This is a genomic window from Streptomyces sp. NPDC014733 (assembly GCF_043083385.1).
In the GTDB taxonomy this organism is placed as follows: Bacteria; Actinomycetota; Actinomycetes; order Streptomycetales; family Streptomycetaceae; genus Streptomyces.
The window spans coordinates 1-16,714 of record NZ_JBIBYO010000008.1 but is presented as its reverse complement, the minus strand read 5'-3'; the positions used below and the strand labels follow the sequence as shown (position 1 = coordinate 16,714).

Annotated in this window: 16 protein-coding genes and 1 pseudogene; 13 read left to right on the top strand and 4 right to left on the bottom strand. The window is 74.1% G+C overall.

Annotated features, from left to right (window positions below; all coding sequences use genetic code 11):
- Positions 1-116: 116 nt before the first annotated feature.
- The 4 genes and pseudogenes from ACF1BH_RS19410 to ACF1BH_RS19395 all read left to right on the top strand — a co-directional run bounded on the left by ACF1BH_RS19410 (position 117) and on the right by ACF1BH_RS19395 (position 4,120).
- The gene (locus ACF1BH_RS19410) at positions 117-2,258 is read left to right on the top strand and encodes a SpoIIE family protein phosphatase (protein ID WP_391643685.1); all 2,142 of its coding nucleotides are present in this window, start codon (positions 117-119) and stop codon (positions 2,256-2,258) included.
- 118 nt (positions 2,259-2,376) lie between these two features.
- Positions 2,377-3,609 (top strand): radical SAM family heme chaperone HemW, encoded by a 1,233-nt coding sequence (gene hemW / locus ACF1BH_RS19405; protein ID WP_391643684.1) that lies wholly within the window; start codon positions 2,377-2,379, stop codon positions 3,607-3,609.
- Between the two features lie 214 nt (positions 3,610-3,823).
- Positions 3,824-3,943 (top strand): annotated as a pseudogene (locus ACF1BH_RS19400) (hypothetical protein); the annotation flags it as partial.
- Positions 3,944-4,120 (top strand): hypothetical protein, encoded by a 177-nt coding sequence (locus ACF1BH_RS19395; protein WP_391643683.1) that lies wholly within the window; start codon positions 3,944-3,946, stop codon positions 4,118-4,120.
- Here the strand turns inward: ACF1BH_RS19395 and ACF1BH_RS19390 are convergent.
- Both ACF1BH_RS19390 and ACF1BH_RS19385 read right to left on the bottom strand, forming a co-directional pair.
- Positions 4,098-4,928: a DUF3097 domain-containing protein gene (locus ACF1BH_RS19390; RefSeq protein WP_391643682.1), complete on the bottom strand. Its 831-nt coding sequence runs from the start codon at positions 4,926-4,928 to the stop codon at positions 4,098-4,100. The two genes, ACF1BH_RS19395 and ACF1BH_RS19390, sit on opposite strands and share 23 nt — an antisense overlap.
- 52 nt (positions 4,929-4,980) lie before the next feature.
- The gene (locus ACF1BH_RS19385) at positions 4,981-5,715 is read right to left on the bottom strand and encodes an MBL fold metallo-hydrolase (RefSeq protein WP_391643681.1); all 735 of its coding nucleotides are present in this window, start codon (positions 5,713-5,715) and stop codon (positions 4,981-4,983) included.
- A 182-nt stretch (positions 5,716-5,897) separates the two neighbouring features.
- On the opposite strand from ACF1BH_RS19385, the gene hrcA reads away from it, so the two are divergent.
- The 4 genes from hrcA to ACF1BH_RS19365 all read left to right on the top strand — a co-directional run bounded on the left by hrcA (position 5,898) and on the right by ACF1BH_RS19365 (position 10,034).
- On the top strand, positions 5,898-6,914 hold the full coding sequence (gene hrcA / locus ACF1BH_RS19380; protein WP_391643680.1) for a heat-inducible transcriptional repressor HrcA: 1,017 nt from the start codon (positions 5,898-5,900) through the stop codon (positions 6,912-6,914).
- Positions 6,915-8,054 carry a molecular chaperone DnaJ gene (gene dnaJ / locus ACF1BH_RS19375; protein WP_391643679.1) on the top strand — a complete coding sequence of 380 codons (1,140 nt, stop codon included), beginning with the start codon at positions 6,915-6,917 and terminating at the stop codon, positions 8,052-8,054.
- 145 nt (positions 8,055-8,199) lie between these two features.
- Complete coding sequence (locus ACF1BH_RS19370; protein ID WP_391643678.1) at positions 8,200-9,294, top strand: nitronate monooxygenase; 1,095 nt, start codon at positions 8,200-8,202, stop codon at positions 9,292-9,294.
- Entirely contained in the window at positions 9,291-10,034 is a 744-nt protein-coding gene (locus tag ACF1BH_RS19365) for a 16S rRNA (uracil(1498)-N(3))-methyltransferase (protein WP_391643677.1), read from the top strand. The genes ACF1BH_RS19370 and ACF1BH_RS19365 overlap by 4 nt, the downstream gene beginning before the upstream one ends.
- 60 nt (positions 10,035-10,094) lie before the next feature.
- Here ACF1BH_RS19365 and ACF1BH_RS19360 read toward each other — a convergent pair whose 3' ends face one another.
- Positions 10,095-10,523 carry an OsmC family peroxiredoxin gene (locus ACF1BH_RS19360; RefSeq protein WP_391643676.1) on the bottom strand — a complete coding sequence of 143 codons (429 nt, stop codon included), beginning with the start codon at positions 10,521-10,523 and terminating at the stop codon, positions 10,095-10,097.
- A gap of 265 nt (positions 10,524-10,788) precedes the next feature.
- Here ACF1BH_RS19360 and ACF1BH_RS19355 point away from each other — a divergent pair, with 265 nt between their 5' ends.
- Both ACF1BH_RS19355 and ACF1BH_RS19350 read left to right on the top strand, forming a co-directional pair.
- A complete protein-coding gene (locus ACF1BH_RS19355) occupies positions 10,789-11,145 on the top strand; it encodes a histidine triad nucleotide-binding protein (RefSeq protein ID WP_391643675.1) in 357 nt (118 codons plus the stop codon).
- A gap of 17 nt (positions 11,146-11,162) precedes the next feature.
- On the top strand, positions 11,163-12,068 hold the full coding sequence (locus tag ACF1BH_RS19350) for a ribonuclease Z (protein WP_391643674.1): 906 nt from the start codon (positions 11,163-11,165) through the stop codon (positions 12,066-12,068).
- Between the two features lie 47 nt (positions 12,069-12,115).
- Here the strand turns inward: ACF1BH_RS19350 and ACF1BH_RS19345 are convergent, their stop codons facing one another.
- Entirely contained in the window at positions 12,116-12,949 is an 834-nt protein-coding gene (locus ACF1BH_RS19345; protein WP_391643673.1) for an HAD family acid phosphatase, read from the bottom strand.
- Positions 12,950-13,316: 367 nt separating this feature from the next.
- On the opposite strand from ACF1BH_RS19345, the gene ACF1BH_RS19340 reads away from it, so the two are divergent.
- From ACF1BH_RS19340 to ACF1BH_RS19330, 3 genes are all read left to right on the top strand, one after another.
- A complete protein-coding gene (locus tag ACF1BH_RS19340; protein WP_391643672.1) occupies positions 13,317-14,645 on the top strand; it encodes an enolase C-terminal domain-like protein in 1,329 nt (442 codons plus the stop codon).
- A 157-nt stretch (positions 14,646-14,802) separates the two neighbouring features.
- Complete coding sequence (locus tag ACF1BH_RS19335) at positions 14,803-15,888, top strand: S-(hydroxymethyl)mycothiol dehydrogenase (RefSeq protein WP_391643671.1); 1,086 nt, start codon at positions 14,803-14,805, stop codon at positions 15,886-15,888.
- Positions 15,888-16,517 carry an MBL fold metallo-hydrolase gene (locus tag ACF1BH_RS19330; RefSeq protein WP_391643670.1) on the top strand — a complete coding sequence of 210 codons (630 nt, stop codon included), beginning with the start codon at positions 15,888-15,890 and terminating at the stop codon, positions 16,515-16,517. The genes ACF1BH_RS19335 and ACF1BH_RS19330 overlap by 1 nt, the downstream gene beginning before the upstream one ends.
- The last annotated feature ends 197 nt before the right edge of the window (positions 16,518-16,714 follow it).

Sequence of the window (16,714 nt, the reverse complement as noted above, 5' to 3'; positions counted from 1 at the left end):
CTTCCCCGCCGTCCGCGCGCCGTTCCGCGGTGACGCGGTGTCGTGGCACGCGCCCGGTCTGTCACCCTGTCCGTGCGGCACGCGGCGGACGGCCGTGCCGCGCGGGAGGTGCGGGGATGACGACGACTGCGTTAGCGGCGGAGACCGGAGCCGCGGACCGGGCGGGCACGGCAGGGGCGGCCCGCTCCCTCGCGTTGCCGGGTACGGCCCGGGCGGCGGCCGACGCCCGCCGCTTCGTCCGCGCCACGCTCACCGACTGGGCGGCCCGGCGGCCACCGGGCGCCGAGCGGCTGGACGGGCGGCTCATGGACGAAGCGGTGCTGCTGGTCAGCGAGTTGGTGACCAACGCCGTGGTGCACGCCGGCACCGACGTCGATGTCCGCTGCCGCCTCGACGCGGACGGCCTGACCGTCGAGGTGGCCGACCGCCACCCCACCCGGCCGGTGTGCGGGCCGCACCACGGCGCCCTCCCCGGCGGCGCGGGCCACGGCCTCCAGCTGGTCGGCGCGGTCGCCACCTCCTGGGGCATCACCTACGACCGCGCCGCCAAGTGCGTCTGGTTCCGCCTCGCGACCGCCGCCCCGGAGCCCGGGACGGACCGCGCGCCCGGCCACGTCCCGGCCGCCCGCACCGCCCCGGACGACGCCCCGGCCCACCGCCCCGAGGGCCCGGACGGCGGGTACCGCCCGGCACCCGGCCGCGACCTCGCGGACACCGGTGGCGCCTACCCGGACCCCGACGCCCCGGCGGCCGCCCGGCCCGCCGCCGGATACGCCGACGCCGCCTACGGGGCGGGCAGCTACAGCGACACCTCCTACGGGTACGCGGCGCCCGGGCCCGGCACCTCGGGCGCGGCCGCCGAGTGGATCACACACGGCGCGCCGACCTTCCTCGCCGAGGCGTCCGACCTGCTCTCCGGCCCGCTCGACGCCGACCGCATCGCCTCCCTCGCCGCCCAGCTCGCGGTACCCCGGCTCGCCGACTGGTGCGCGGTGTGGCTCTACGACGGCGAGGCAGGCGGACCGGTGCCGGGCACGGCCGGCGGCGACGAACCGCCGCGCCTCGCCCACGTCTGGCACTCCCGCGAGAGCCTCATCGACCCGCTCCGGCTGGCCCTGGAGAAGGCCCCGCCCCCGGGCGCGCCTTCGCAGTCCTGCGCCACCGACGGCTCGGCGGTCCCCTGGGCGTGGCCGGAGGGCGCGGACGGCGCGGAGACGGCGGCGGAACCCGAGGCCCCGGGGAGCCACCTCGGCGCCGCCCTCGCCTGCCCGCTGATCAGCGGCGGCCTGCGGCTGGGCACGGTGCTGCTCGGCCGGTCCGGGCTGCCGCGCTTCCCCGACGCGGCGGTCGGCCTCTCCGAGGACCTGTGCCGCCGCGTCGCCCGCGCCGTCGCCACCGCCCGCGCGTACAGCAGGCAGGAGCGGATCAGCCGGGTCCTCCAGCGGCGGCTGCTGCCGCACGGCCGCGCCCAGGTCCCGGGCGTCGCCTCCGCCGTCGTCTACGAACCGCGCGCGGGTGCCTGGGCGGGCGGCGACTTCTGGGACCTCTTCGACGCGGGCGACGGCCGCTGGTGCTTCGCCCTCGGCGACGTCTGCGGCAGCGGCCCGGAGGCGGCGGCGGTCACCGGGCTCGCCCGGCCGGTGCTGCGGCTGCTGGCCCGCGACGGCTTCGACGTCGGCGCGGTGCTGGACCGGCTGAACGAGACCATGGCCCGGGAGGCGGCGGACTCCGTCGCCGCGGTGGCCGCCGCCGTCGCCGCCGAGGCCGGCGTGCAGTCCTCCGTCGGCCTGCGCGACGAGGGCGAACAGGCCCGCTTCCTGTCGCTGCTCTACGGCGAGATCGTTCCGCACCCGGACGGCTCCGGCGGCATCCGCTGCACCCTGGCCAGCGCCGGCCACCCGCTCCCGCTGGTCCTCGGCACCGACGGCGCGGTCCGGGTGGTCGCCGCCCCGCAGATGCTGCTGGGTGTGGTCGGCGACGCCACGTACGAGAGTGAGGCGTTCGACCTCGCCCCCGGGGAGACGCTGCTCTGCGTCACCGACGGCGTCACCGAACGCCGCTCGGGCCGTAACCAGTTCGATGACGACGACGGGTTGGCCCGCACCCTCGCCGCCTGCGCCGGTCTGCCCGCGACCGGCATCGCCGAACACATCCGCCGCGCCGTCCACGGCTTCTCCCCGACCCCGCCCGACGACGACCTGGCCCTCCTCGTCCTCCAGGCGCTCCCGGAGGGACGGACGGAGGGGGCGACGGGGTAGGGCGAGCCGCGGCCCGGCGGCGCCGCCCGGAGGGCGCGGGGCGGGACTCCGGGCGGCGCCCGCGGCCCAGCCCCGGCCGCGGCCCGGGACCGCCCCCGGATGACGGACAATGGACCCCATGCCTTCCGCACTGCCCGATGGGGAGCCGATGCCCGGGGACGGGGCGCTGCCCGCCGCCGCGCTGACCGGCGCCGCCGACCGCCCGCTCGGTTTCTACCTGCACGTCCCGTACTGCGCGACCCGCTGCGGCTACTGCGACTTCAACACCTACACCGCGAGCGAGCTGCGTGGCCCCGGCGGCGCCCTCGCCTCCCGGGAGACCTACGCCGATCACCTCGTCGAGGAGATCCGGCTGGCCCGCAAGGTGCTCGGCGACGACCCGCGGCAGGTCGAGACGGTCTTCGTCGGCGGCGGCACCCCGACCCTGCTGCCCGCCGCCGACCTCGGCCGGATGCTGGCCGCGATCCGCGACGAGTTCGGGCTCGCCCCGGACGCCGAGATCACCACCGAGGCCAACCCGGAGACCGTCGACCCGCGCTACCTCGACGGGCTGCGCGAGGGCGGCTTCAACCGCGTCTCCTTCGGCATGCAGAGCGCCCGCCCGCACGTCCTGAAGATCCTCGACCGCACCCACACCCCCGGCCGCCCCGAAGCCTGCGTCGCCGAGGCGCGCGCCGCCGGGTTCGCGCACGTCAACCTCGACCTGATCTACGGCACCCCGGGCGAGAGCGACGACGACTGGCGCGCCAGCCTGGACGCCGCCCTCGGCGCCGGTCCCGACCACGTCTCCGCGTACGCCCTGATCGTCGAGGAGGGCACCCAGCTGGCCCGCCGGATCCGCCGCGGCGAGGTCCCGATGACCGACGACGATGTGCACGCCGACCGCTACCTCATCGCCGAGGAACGCCTCACCGCCGCCGGTTTCCGCTGGTACGAGGTCTCCAACTGGGCCACCACCGACGCCGCCCGCTGCCGCCACAACGAGCTGTACTGGACCGGCGCCGACTGGTGGGGCGCGGGCCCCGGCGCCCACAGTCACGTCGGCGGCGTCCGCTGGTGGAACGTCAAGCACCCCGGCGCCTACGCCCAGGCCCTGACCGAGGGCCGCTCCCCGGGCGCCGGCCGCGAACTCCTCGCCGACGAGGACCGCCGCGTCGAACGCATCCTCCTGGAACTGCGCCTCGCCGACGGCTGCCCCCTGGACCTCCTCGCCCCCGCGGGCGCCCGCGCCGCCGCCCGCGCCCTCGCCGACGGCCTCCTGGAGCAGGCCCCGTACGCCGCGGGCCGCGCCGTACTGACACTCCGCGGACGCCTGCTGGCTGACGCGGTGGTGCGGGATCTGGTGGACTGATACCGAAAGGGTGAACCGATGCGGGCGCTCTGCGCCCCCGTCCCGCTCTCCCTACGCCGGCGGCAAAGACGCGGCGTGATGTGGAGGGCCACCGAGATGACCGCTGTGGCTGAACGACCGGTGACCGACGTGGCCGAGGTCTTCGCGAACCTGGAGGTTCCCGAAGGTTTCAAGGCGGAACTCCTGTGGGGGGACATTGTGATGATGGCCGGACCTGACTGGGTCCACAACGACATCGTCGAAGAGGTCCCGGAGCAGCGTCGACCGGGACTACGGCGACAAACGCGCGCTCCACGCGGCGGCCGGGGTCCCGTACTACTTGATCATCGATCCGATGGCGGCCCACTGCATGCTGCTGAGCAAGCCGGCGGGGAGCGGCCCGGACGCCGACTACGACGCCGAGGTGACCACGAAGTTCGGGCTGCCGGTGCCACTGGAGGCACTCGGCGTCGAGCTGGAAACCAAGGACTTCGGCACGCTCCCGCCGCTCAGGCGGCACCGCCGACCGTGACGAAGTCGATCAGCTCCTCCACCCGCCCCAGCAGCGCCGGTTCCACGTCCTTGTAGCTGCGCACGCCCGACAGGATCCGTTGCCAGGCGGCGCCGGTGTTCTCCGGCCAGCCCAGCGCCCGGCACACCCCCGTCTTCCAGTCCTGGCCGCGCGGTACGACCGGCCACGCCGCGATCCCCACCGACGCCGGCTTCACCGCCTCCCACACGTCGATGTACGGATGGCCCACCACGCACACATGCGGATCGGTCACCCCCGCCGCGATCCGGGACTCCTTCGAGCCGGGCACCAGATGGTCGACGAGGACGCCGAGGCGCGCGTCGGGCCCGGGGGCGAAGGCGCGGACGATCTCCGGCAGATCGTCGATGCCCTCCAGGTACTCCACGACCACGCCCTCGATGCGCAGGTCGTCGCCCCACACCCGCTCGACCAGTTCCGCGTCGTGCCGCCCCTCCACATAGATCCGCCCCGCCCGCGCGACCCGGGCCCGCGCGCCGGGCACCGCCAGCGAACCGGACGCCGTCCGCGCCGGACCGCCCGCCGCCCGCTCCCGGGGCCGTACGAGCGTGACGACCTCGCCCTCCAGCAGGAAGCCGCGCGGCTCCATCGGGAAGACGCGGTGTTTGCCGAACCGGTCCTCCAGGGTGACCGTCGGCCCCTGCGCCGACTTCTCGCAGCGGATCACCGCCCCGCAGAACCCGGTGGTGACCTCCTCGACCACCAGATCCGCTTCCGCCGCCACCTCCGGCGCGGGCCGCTGCTTCTTCCACGGCGGGGTGAGGTCGGGGCCGTAGTGCCTGCTCTGCATGGTCTCGGGTGCCTGTTCTGTGACGGGTCGGGGTGACGGGTGCCGGCGTGGTTCAGGCCGGCGGGGTGCCGAAGCGGGCGGCGAGCGCGGCGCGCTGGGCGCGGACGAAGGCGGCGTCCACCACGGCGCCGTGCCCGGGGACGTACCGCGCGCCCTCGCCGCCCAGCGCCAGCAGCCGGTCCAGGGCGGCGGGCCACTGCCGGCCGAGGGCGTCGGGCCCGGCGGACGGTTCGCCGGACTCCTCGACGAGGTCGCCGCAGAAGACCACCTCGGGCTCCGTGCCCCGGCCCGGGACGAGGACCGCGAGGTCGTGCGCGGTGTGGCCGGGGCCGACGTTGGCGAGCAGCACCTGCCGGTCGCCGAGGTCCACGGTCAGCTCACCGTGCACACCGTGGTGCGGCAGCACCAGGATGTCGGTGGCGTCGGTGGCCCTGTCCGCGTCGACGCCGTGGCGTACCGCGTCCTCCCGCAGCGTCTCCCGCTCGCGGGCCATCAGCTCGGCGGCTCCGGTGGCGGCGAAAACCCGCACCCCGGCGAAGGCGGCGGTGCCCAGGACGTGGTCGAAGTGCGGATGGGTCAGCGCGATGTGCGTCACGTCGCGGCCCACCACCCGGCGGACGGCGAGCCGCAGTTCGGCGCCGTCGCGCAGGGTGGCGCCGGCGTCGACGAGCAGCACGCCGTCCGACCCCACGACGGCGCCCACCGTCTCGTCCCAGCCCGGCATCCGGCGGCGGGCGATGCCGTCGCCGAGCCGTTCCCATCCCGCCTCTTCCCACGTCGTGCGCATGCCGAGACGCTATCGGTAGCGCGGGGGCGTTGCCCGGTGGATCACGGGGCGTGGCCGGTGTCGCACGCGAGACCCTTGCCCCGCCGGTGTGACCCGGCCGTACACTGGACCGGTACTGGCACTCGGACCGGTGGAGTGCCAGGCGAGGAAGCCGCGGGGCGGCGGGACTGGAGGTGTGCGCGGTGCTCAGTGAACGCAGGCTGGAGGTGCTGCGTGCCATCGTCCAGGACTACGTGGGTACGGAGGAGCCGGTCGGCTCGAAGGCGCTGACCGAGCGCCATCAGCTCGGTGTCTCCCCGGCCACGGTCCGTAACGACATGGCGGTCCTGGAGGATGAGGGATTCATCGCCCAGCCGCACACCAGCGCGGGCCGGATCCCCACCGACAAGGGCTACCGCCTCTTCGTCGACAAGCTCGCCGGCGTCAAGCCGCTTTCCAGCCCCGAGCGCCGCGCGATCCAGAACTTCCTGGACGGCGCGGTCGATCTGGACGACGTCGTGGGCCGCACGGTCCGGCTGCTGGCGCAGCTGACCCGGCAGGTCGCGGTGGTGCAGTATCCGTCGCTGACGCGGTCCACCGTCCGCCACGTCGAGCTGCTGGCGCTGGCCCCGGCGCGGCTGATGCTCGTGCTGATCACCGACACCGGACGCGTCGAACAGCGGCTGATCGACTGTCAGGGGCCGTTCGGTGAGGCGTCGCTGGCGGATCTGCGGGCCCGGCTCAACAGCCGGGTCGTGGGGCGCCGGTTCGCGGATGTGCCGCAATTGGTGCAGGATCTTCCGGACTCCTTCGAGCAGGAGGACCGCGGCACGGTCTCGACGGTGCTGTCGGTGCTGCTGGAGACGTTGGTGGAGGAGACCGAGGAGCGGTTGGTGATCGGCGGTACCGCCAATCTCACCCGCTTCGGGCACGACTTCCCGCTGACGATCCGGCCGGTGCTGGAGGCTCTTGAGGAGCACGTGGTGCTGCTCAAACTGCTCGGGGAGGCCAAGGACTCGGGCATGACGGTACGTATCGGGCATGAGAATGCCCATGAAGGACTTGCGTCCACGTCGGTGGTTGCGGTCGGCTACGGTTCGGGCGACGAGGCAGTCGCCAAACTCGGCGTGGTCGGACCGACCCGCATGGACTACCCCGGAACGATGGGAGCGGTACGCGCAGTGGCACGTTACGTCGGACAGATCCTGGCGGAGTCGTAAGTGGCCACGGACTATTACACGGTCCTCGGTGTCGGCCGCGACGCCTCGCAGGACCAGATCAAGAAGGCTTTCCGGCGGCTGGCGCGTGAGCTGCACCCGGATGTGAACCCGGATCCGAAGACCCAGGAGCGGTTCAAGGAGATCAACGCCGCTTACGAGGTGCTGTCGGACCCGCAGAAGAAGCAGGTCTACGACCTCGGCGGCGACCCGCTCTCGCAGGCCGGCGGCGGCGGTGGCGGGGCCGGTGGCTTCGGTGCCGGCTTCGGCAACTTCTCCGACATCATGGACGCGTTCTTCGGCGCCTCCTCGCAGCGCGGTCCGCGCTCGCGGACGCGGCGCGGTCAGGACGCGATGATCCGTCTCGACGTCGAGCTGGACGAGGCGGCGTTCGGGACCACCAAGGAGATCCAGGTCGACACCGCCATCGTGTGCACCACGTGCACCGGTGAGGGCGCGGCCCCCGGCACCTCCGCGCAGACCTGTGACATGTGCCGCGGCCGCGGTGAGGTCTCGCAGGTCACGCGGTCCTTCCTCGGTCAGGTCATGACGTCGCGGCCGTGTCCGCAGTGTCAGGGCTTCGGTACGGTCGTGCCGACGCCGTGCCCGGAGTGCGCCGGTGACGGCCGCATCCGCTCGCGCCGCACGCTGACCGTCAAGATCCCGGCGGGCGTCGACAACGGCACCCGCATCCAGCTCGCGGGCGAGGGCGAGGTCGGCCCCGGTGGCGGTCCCGCCGGTGACCTCTACGTCGAGATCCACGAGCAGCCGCACCCCGTCTTCCAGAGGCGCGGCGACGACCTGCACTGCACGGTCACCATCCCGATGACGGCGGCGGCGCTGGGCACGAAGTGCCCGCTGGAGACGCTGGACGGCGTCGAGGAGATCGACGTCCGGCCCGGCACCCAGTCCGGCCAGTCGATCCCGCTGCACCAGCGCGGCGTGACCCATCTGCGGGGCAACGGCCGCGGCGACCTGATCGTCCACGTCGAGGTCCAGACCCCCTCCAAGCTCGACCCCGAGCAGGAAGAGCTGCTCCGGCGGCTGGCCAAGCTCCGTGGTGAAGAGCGCCCCACGGGCCAGTTTCAACCCGGACAGCAGGGGCTCTTCTCCCGGCTGAAGGATGCGTTCAACGGGCGGTAGGCGACCGTAGATCTACGCGGGTGGGCCCGGGGATTTTCCCCGGGCCCACCCGCGTTCTGCGGGCGTTGGCCGATCTTGTCCGTCCGTGGCGCCGGGTGGGTCTGCCCGTTTCGGTGCGGTGCGCGGGGCATGACACGATGTGGCCATGTCCACCGCGCTGACCGCTCTTTGCCGTCATCCGATCGTGCAGGCGCCGATGGCCGGCGGCGGTTCCGGTCCGGAGTTGGTCGCCGCCGTCGGTGAGGCCGGCGGATTCGGTTTCCTCGCCGCCGGGCTCAAGACCGCCGACGGCATGTACCAGGAGATCAAGCGGCTGCGCGGGCTCACCGGCCGCCCCTTCGGCGTCAATCTCTTCCTCCCGCAGCCCGAACTCGCCAACACCGCCGCCGTCGAGGTCTACCGCGATCAGCTCGCCGGTGAGGTCGCCTGGTACGGGACGGGGCTCGGCGAGGTCGATCCGTACGGCGGCTCGGACGACGGCTACGAGGCGAAGCTGGCAGTGCTGCGCGAGGACCCGGTGCCGGTGGTCTCCTTCCACTTCGGCTGTCCCTCGCCCGCGGTGCTCGCCTCGCTCGCCGCGGTCGGTACGTACACCGTCGTCACCGTCACCACGCCGGACGAGGCGCGGGCGGCTCAGGCGGCGGGCGCCGACGCGGTCTGTGCGCAGGGCGTCGAGGCGGGCGGCCATCAGGGCACCCACCGGGACGACCCGCACGCCGACGGCACCGGCGCCCCGCTCGGGCTGCTGACGCTGCTCACGCAGGTCCGCGAGGCGGTGCGGCTGCCGGTGATCGCCGCCGGAGGGCTGATGCGCGGTGCGCAGATCGCCGCGGTGATCGCCGCCGGCGCCGTGGCGGCGCAGCTGGGCACCGCCTTCCTCGCCACCCCCGAATCCGGCGCGCACCCGCTGCACAAGCGGGCGCTGACCGACCCGCTGTTCACCCGCACCGAGCTGACCCGCGCCTTCACCGGACGCCCGGCGCGGGGCCTGGCCAACCGCTTCCTGCGGGAGCACGGCCCGTACGCCCCGGCCGCCTATCCGGCGGTGCACCATCTGACCGCGGGGCTGCGGAAGGCGGCCGCGCGGGCGGGTGACACCCAGGGCATGGCACTGTGGGCCGGGCAGGGGCACCGGCTGGTGCGGGAGCTGCCCGCCGGTGAGCTGGTGGCACTGCTGGCGTCCGAACTGGACGCGGCACAGGGAGAGCTGAACGGTCGCGGGATGAGGGGCGAGTCATGACGGCGCCGGTTTTCGTGGTGGATTCGCTGGCGGGCGTACGGCCCGGCGGCACGCTGCTGCTGGACGGCCCCGAGGGCCGGCACGCGGTGTCGGTGCGGCGGCTGCGGGCCGGTGAGGACGTGGTGCTGACCGACGGCGCCGGGACCGGTGCGTACGGCACGGTCGCGGCGGCCGAGGGCAAGGACCGGCTGACCGTCGCGGTCGCCGAGGTGCGGACGGAGCCCGCGCCGCCGGTGCGGATCACCGTCGTCCAGGCGCTGCCCAAGGGCGACCGCGGCGAGCTGGCCGTGGAGACGATGACGGAGACCGGCGTCGACGCCGTCATCCCCTGGGCGGCGTCGCGCTGTGTCACGCAGTGGCGCGGTGAGCGGGCCGCGAAGTCGCTGGCGAAATGGCGGGCGACGGCCCGCGAGGCCGGGAAGCAGTCGCGGCGGCTGACCTTCCCCGAGGTGGCCGAGGCGCACACCACCAAGCAGGTGGCCGAGGTGCTGGCGGCGGCCGATTTCGCGGCCGTGCTGCACGAGGAGGGCGCCACCCCGCTGGCCACGGCGGAGCTGCCCGCGTCCGGTTCGGTGGTGCTGGTCGTCGGCCCCGAGGGCGGGGTCGCGCCGGACGAGCTGGCCGCGTTCGCGGCGGCGGGCGCCGCGCCGTACCGCCTGGGCCCGTCGGTGCTGCGCACCTCCACGGCGGGGACCGCCGCGACGGCGCTGCTGCTGGGGCGTACCGGTCGCTGGAGCTGACGGACGGACGGGCCGGGCGGCGCGGGCGGTGGTGCCGCGGGCCCGGCCGGTCCGCGCGGGTCAGAGCAGTTCGGCGGTGAGGGTGATGTTCTTGACGCCCGCCAGCGCCTGACTGACCGGGCAGTTGGCCTTGGCGTTCTGCGCCGCCGCCTGGAAGTCGCCCTCCGACAGACCGGGTACGCGCGCCTTGACGCTCAGCGCGATGGCGGTGATGCCCTCGCCCGGCTGGAGGGTCACATCGGCCTCGGTGTCGATGTGCTCGGCGGTGTGGCCCTGCCCGGCGAGGCCGTGGGAGAGGGCCATGGAGTAGCAGGCGGAGTGCGCGGCGGCGATCAGCTCCTCCGGGCTGGTGACGCCGTTGGGCTCCTCGACGCGGGCCGGCCAGCTGACGGGGAAGGTCCCGACCTTGGAGGAGTCCAGGGACACGGTGCCCTTGCCCTGGAGGAGGTTGCCCTCCCAGTGTGTGGTGGCGGTGCGCGTGGTTGCCATGGTGCATCAACTCCCGTTTCGTGGGGGAATGGCGGGTATGCGGGGTCAGCTTAGGTGGCGCCTCGCGGCGCGAGCGGCACCTCGTGCCCGCCCCGGCGCGGTCCGCCCGCCCGGCCGGACGGCGGGCCGGGCCGGTAGCATCCGAGGGCGTACGCAGGGTGCGTACGGCGTCCGCCGCGTACGCCGGGACGGGACGAGGGCGGCCACGGCGCGGCCCTCGTACTCCGGCGGGTGGGGCGGCCGATGACCCGGGAGGAGCCCACCGGTGGCGGGAGAACCGCAGGCCGACTGCCTGTTCTGCAAGATCGTGGCGGGGGAGGTGCCGGCGACCATCGTCCGTGAGTCCGCGACCACCGTCGCCTTCCGCGACATCAACCCCCAGGCGCCGACCCACGTCCTGGTGATCCCCAAGGTCCACTACGCGAGCGTGCGCGAGCTGGCCGCCGCGGAGCCGGCCGTCGCCGGTGACGTGCTGCGCGAGGCGGGCGAGGTGGCCGCGGACGAGAAGGTCGACGCGACCGGCTATCGCATCGTCTTCAACACCGGCCCCGGCGCGGGGCAGACGGTCTTCCACGCCCACGCCCATGTGCTCGGCGGCCGCGACCTCCAGCGCCTGGTCTGACGGGCGAGGCCGGAGAGTTGTCCGTACGCGAACTGGTCGTCCTCGGCACCGCCAGCCAGGTGCCGACCCGGCACCGCAACCACAACGGCTATCTGCTGCGCTGGGACGGCGAGGGCCTGCTGTTCGACCCCGGTGAGGGCACCCAGCGGCAGATGCTGCGCGCCGGGGTCGCCGCCCACGACCTCAACCGGCTCTGTGTCACCCACTTCCACGGCGACCACTCGCTGGGGCTCGCCGGGGTGATCCAGCGGATCAACCTCGACCGGGTGCCGCACCCGGTCACCGCCCACTACCCGGCGAGCGGTCAGCGCTTCTTCGACCGGCTGCGCTACTCCACCGCGTACCGCGAGACCGTACGCCTGACGGAGCAGCCGGTGGCGGCGGACGGGGTGCTGGCGGCGACCCCGGCGTACACGCTGGAGGCGCGGTTGCTGTCGCATCCGGTCGAGTCGTTCGGCTACCGGCTGGTCGAGCCGGACGCCCGGCGGATGCTGCCGGACCGGCTCGCCGCACACGGCATCGCCGGGCCCGACGTCGGCCGCCTCCAGCGCGCCGGGGAGCTGGGCGGGGTGCGGCTGGACGAGGTGAGCGAGGTGCGGCGCGGGCAGCGGTTCGCGTTCGTCATGGACACCCGGCTGTGCGACGGGGTCCACGCGCTGGCCGACGGGGCGGACCTGCTGGTCATCGAGTCGACCTTCCTCGACGAGGACGGGCAACTCGCCACCGAGCACGGACATCTGACGGCCGGGCAGGCGGCGAGGGTCGCGGCGGAAGCCGGGGTGCGCCATCTCGTCCTGACGCACTTCTCGCAGCGCTACTCCGACCCGGCCGCCTTCGAACGGCAGGCGCGGGACGCCGGGTTCACCGGGGAGCTGACCGTGGCCCGCGATCTGATGCGGGTGCCGGTGCCCAAGCGGCGCTGAGCGCCGGGGTGGCGGGAGTGACCGGGCGCCGGTCACTCCCGCGTCCGTCACGGCAGGTAGTACATCGGGTTGGGCAGCTTGAACGTCCGCTCACCGAAGCCGCCGCGCAGATCGCTGTACTGGTCGCCGAAGTTGGCGACGATGCGGTACCCCAGCGACTCGATGTGCTTGCGGGTGCCCGACTTGTACTCGACCGTGGTGCAGTCGGCGCCGCACGGCAGGTACGCCGGAGGGTTCTCCTTGTTCTTCAGGTAGACGTGGCCGCGGTCGAGCGGGACGTCGTAGCCGACGTTCTTGAGGTTGCGCACGCTCCACTCCCGCTGGGCCTCCTTGCGCCCGGTGAGGAAGAAGACCTCGGCGCCCTTGGAGTGCGCCCAGGTGACCAGGCGGTCCATGCCGAAGACCGGGTCCATGTCGGTCGAGGCGAGGTACTCGTCCTGGCTCTTCTCGGTGAAGTGGAAGCCCTCGCGCAGCTCGTAGTTGTACGTCAGCAGCGTGGTGTCGTCCATGTCGAGGACGATGGCGGGCTTGGTGTGGCCCTTGTCCGCGGCGGCGTCGTGGCGGGCGAGCGCGCGGGTGAGGTAGGCCCGCGCCTTCTCCTCGACGGAGTGGACCTGGCGGGCGTAGTTGCTCTTCGGGGAGGCGTAGTGCTCGCCGCCGGCGGTGACGGTGTCGCCGTAGTACGCCTTGATCTCGTCCTGGACGAGGGTGAGGTTGGGGATCTCCTTGTCGCTGCGCGGCACCGAGTGCTCCGCGGTGGCCTGGCCGACGCCGAACACCGCGGTGCCGGCGACGAGCGCGGCGACCGTCGCGGCGCCGGCCTTGGCCCGGCGGGAGCGGAGGGCGGCCGGAAGGCGGCGGGACAGGGAAGAGCGGGGCATGCGCGGCTCCTTCGGAAGCGGTGGGGGTCCGCGCGGGGCCGCGCGGTGCCGGGCAGGTCACGCCCGGCCCAGGTAGATCTAACAGAGGCGCGGCGCGGGATCTACGCGCGAAGATTCAACGATTGGCAAAGAGGCGGGAGGTGCGGGCCGGTCGGGCGGTGGGTGGCGGGACGTACCGCGGCAGGAGTCCGGGTGCACCGCGGCAGGGGCGGGGCGTACGCCATCCGACTCCGCGCCCCCGGGGCCCCGTTGACGCCCCGTCGCCACGCTCCTAGCCTCCCTTCCGGTCCGTGGACGTCGTCCACATACGCGGACATGCGTGGCGCCGTCGCCCGGCGGCGTCCCTCCGGAGACAGGAGTCCGTCCCTTGGCCGCCACCCGTGCCCACGCCCTCACCGTCGCCGAGGTCCGCCTCACCCCGGTCCTGGTCGCCGACCCGCCGCTGCTGAACACCCAGGGCGTCCACCAGCCGTACACGCCGCGGCTGATCGTCGAGGTGGTCACCGTCGGCGGCGTCACCGGCGTCGGCGAGACCTACGGCGACACCGCCTACCTCGATCTGGCCCGGCCGCTCGCCGATGCCCTGCCCGGCCACCTGGTCACCGATCTGAACGCGCTGCCCGCGCTCGCCGCCCGCGTCTGCGGCGACTCCCCGGACGCCACCGGGCCCGGCGCCGTCGACGCCGCCGGGCTCCGGGGCGTCCGCACCGCCGACAAGCTCCGCCGCTCCGTCGTCTCCGCCGTCGAGGTGGCCTGCCTGGACGCCTGGGGGAAGACCGCGGGGCTGCCCGTCCACGCGCTGCTCGGCGGCAAGGTCCGCGATCACGTCGACTACAGCGCCTACCTCTTCTACCGCTGGGCCGCGCACCCGCAGGGCCGCGGCGAGAGCGACGACTGGGGCGCGGCCCTCGACCCGGACGGCGTCGTCGCCCAGGCCCGCCGCCTCGCGGACACCTACGGCTTCGGCTCCTTCAAGCTCAAGGGCGGCGTCTTCCCGCCGGACGAGGAGATCGCCGCGGTCCGCGCCCTCGCCGCCGCCTTCCCCGGCAAGCCGCTGCGGCTCGACCCGAACGGCGCCTGGACCGTCGCCACCTCGCTCCGCGTCGCCGCCGCGCTCGGCGACACCCTGGAGTACCTGGAGGACCCCGCGTCCGGGACCGGCGCGATGGCCGAGGTCGCCGCCGCGCTGCGCGCCGGGAGCGCCACGCCGCTGCCGCTCGCCACCAACATGTGCGTGACGACGTTCGAGGAGATCCCCGAGGCGTTCACCCGGGGTGCCGTACAGGTCGTCCTCTCCGACCACCACTACTGGGGCGGGCTCCGCGCCACCCGCGAACTCGCCGCGCTCTGCGCCACCTTCGGCGTCGGCCTGTCCATGCACTCCAACACCCACCTGGGCATCTCCCTCGCCGCGATGACACACGCCGCCGCCGTCGTCCCCCGCCTCGACCACGCCTGCGACACCCACTACCCCTGGCAGACCGAGGACGTCCTCACCGAGCGGCTCGCCTTCCACGGCGGCGCGCTGGCGGTCGGCGACGCACCGGGCCTCGGCGTCACCCTCGACCGCGACCGGCTCGCCGCGCTGCACCGCCGCTGGTGCGACGACGACGGCGCGCTCCGCTCCCGCGACGACGCCGCCGCCATGCGCCGCGCCGACCCCGACTGGCGCGTCCCGGCGGTGCCCCGCTGGTGACGGGGGCTGGCGCCGGGGCCGCCCCCGTTCGCGTACGCCGGATCATCGAGGGCGCCCCGGTCCTGCGGACGGCCGCCCGCCCCGCGTACGGTGTGGCACGGCTCGGTGGCGGTACGCCACAGTGGTCCCGTACGTGATCTTTGAGAGGGGCTGTCCCATGGCACAGGAAGTGCGCGGCGTCATCGCGCCGGGGAAGAACGAACCGGTGCGGCTGGAGACCATCGTGGTGCCGGATCCCGGACCCGGCGAGGCCGTGGTGCAGATCCAGGCGTGCGGGGTGTGCCACACCGACCTGCACTACAAGCAGGGCGGCATCAACGACGACTTCCCGTTCCTGCTCGGCCACGAGGCCGCCGGGACCGTGGAGTCCGTCGGCGAGGGCGTCACCGATGTCGCACCCGGCGACTTCGTCATCCTCAACTGGCGCGCGGTGTGCGGCCAGTGCCGGGCCTGTCTGCGCGGCCGCCCGCAGTACTGCTTCGACACCCACAACGCGAAGCAGAAGATGACCCTGACCGACGGTACGGAGCTGACGCCCGCGCTGGGCATCGGCGCCTTCGCGGACAAGACGCTGGTCGCCTCCGGCCAGTGCACCAAGGTCGACCCGGCCGTCTCGCCCGCCGTCGCCGGACTGCTCGGCTGCGGTGTGATGGCCGGTATCGGCGCGGCCATCAACACCGGCAACGTCGGCCGCGGCGACACCGTCGCGGTCATCGGCTGCGGCGGGGTGGGCGACGCGGCGGTGGTCGGCGCCCGGCTGGCCGGCGCCGCGAAGATCATCGCGGTGGACCTCGACGACCGGAAGCTGGAGACCGCCCGCACCATGGGCGCCACCCACACCGTGAACTCCCGCACCACCGACCCCGTCGAGGCGATCCGCGAGCTGACCGGCGGTTTCGGCGCGGATGTCGTCATCGAGGCGGTCGGCCGCCCGGAGACCTACCAGCAGGCGTTCTACGCCCGCGATCTGGCCGGCACGGTCGTCCTCGTCGGCGTCCCGACCCCCGAGATGAAGCTGGAACTGCCGCTCCTGGACGTCTTCGGCCGCGGCGGCTCCCTCAAGTCCTCCTGGTATGGCGACTGCCTGCCGTCCCGGGACTTCCCGATGCTCGTCGACCTGCACCAGCAGGGCCGGATCGACCTGGGCGCCTTCGTCACCGAGACCATCGGCATCGACGGCGTCGAGCGGGCCTTCGAGCGGATGCACGCGGGCGATGTGCTGCGTTCGGTGGTGACCCTCTGATGGCCGCCCGCATCGACCACCTGGTCACCTCCGGAACCTTCTCCCTCGACGGCGGCACCTGGGACGTCGACAACAACGTCTGGATCGTCGGGGACGACGACGAGGCGATCGTCATCGACGCCGCCCACGACGCCGAGGCGATCCTCGCCGCGCTCGACGGCCGCACCCTGCGCGCCATCGTCTGCACCCACGCGCACAACGACCACATCGACGCGGCCCCCGCCCTCGCGGCCCGCACCGGTGCGCTGATCCATCTCCACCCCGACGACCTGCCGCTGTGGCAGCAGACCCACCCGGGCACCCCGCCCGACCGGGAGCTGTCCGACGGCCAGGTGCTGACCATCGCCGGTACCGACCTGACGGTGCTGCACACGCCGGGCCACGCGCCGGGCGCCGTCAGCCTGTACGCACCGGGGCTCGGCGCCGTCTTCACCGGCGACACCCTCTTCCAGGGCGGCCCGGGCGCCACCGGCCGGTCGTTCTCCGACTTCCCGACGATCATCGACTCGATCCGCGACCGGCTGCTGACCCTGCCGCCGGAGACCGTCGTCCACACCGGTCACGGTGACACCACGACCATCGGGACCGAGGCCCCGCACCTGGCGGAGTGGATCAAGCGCGGGCACTGAGCCCGCCCGAGGCGGGCGCCGGGCCCGGCACCCGCCTCGACCTCGGCCTCGACCTCCGGCGAAGGCGAAGGCGAAGCCCGAGCCCGGCACCCGGACGAACACCGACCACAGCCGCCCGGAACCCCTGCGACACGAGGAGGTGGTGGGGTCGGGGGTGGTGTTACGGACGTAAAGCGGAGCAGTCCGTAACACCACCC

Excerpts from the sequence above, each read along its gene's own strand:
- ACF1BH_RS19410 (WP_391643685.1), top strand. The coding sequence starts at position 117 with ATGACGACGACTGCGTTAGCGGCGGAGACCGGAGCCGCGGACCGGGCG.
- hemW (WP_391643684.1), top strand. The coding sequence starts at position 2,377 with ATGCCTTCCGCACTGCCCGATGGGGAGCCGATGCCCGGGGACGGGGCG.
- ACF1BH_RS19395 (WP_391643683.1), top strand. The coding sequence starts at position 3,944 with ATGGCGGCCCACTGCATGCTGCTGAGCAAGCCGGCGGGGAGCGGCCCG.
- ACF1BH_RS19390 (WP_391643682.1), bottom strand. The coding sequence starts at position 4,928 with ATGCAGAGCAGGCACTACGGCCCCGACCTCACCCCGCCGTGGAAGAAG.
- ACF1BH_RS19385 (WP_391643681.1), bottom strand. The coding sequence starts at position 5,715 with ATGCGCACGACGTGGGAAGAGGCGGGATGGGAACGGCTCGGCGACGGC.
- ACF1BH_RS19370 (WP_391643678.1), top strand. The coding sequence starts at position 8,200 with ATGTCCACCGCGCTGACCGCTCTTTGCCGTCATCCGATCGTGCAGGCG.
- ACF1BH_RS19365 (WP_391643677.1), top strand. The coding sequence starts at position 9,291 with ATGACGGCGCCGGTTTTCGTGGTGGATTCGCTGGCGGGCGTACGGCCC.
- ACF1BH_RS19360 (WP_391643676.1), bottom strand. The coding sequence starts at position 10,523 with ATGGCAACCACGCGCACCGCCACCACACACTGGGAGGGCAACCTCCTC.
- ACF1BH_RS19345 (WP_391643673.1), bottom strand. The coding sequence starts at position 12,949 with ATGCCCCGCTCTTCCCTGTCCCGCCGCCTTCCGGCCGCCCTCCGCTCC.
- ACF1BH_RS19335 (WP_391643671.1), top strand. The coding sequence starts at position 14,803 with ATGGCACAGGAAGTGCGCGGCGTCATCGCGCCGGGGAAGAACGAACCG.
- ACF1BH_RS19330 (WP_391643670.1), top strand. The coding sequence starts at position 15,888 with ATGGCCGCCCGCATCGACCACCTGGTCACCTCCGGAACCTTCTCCCTC.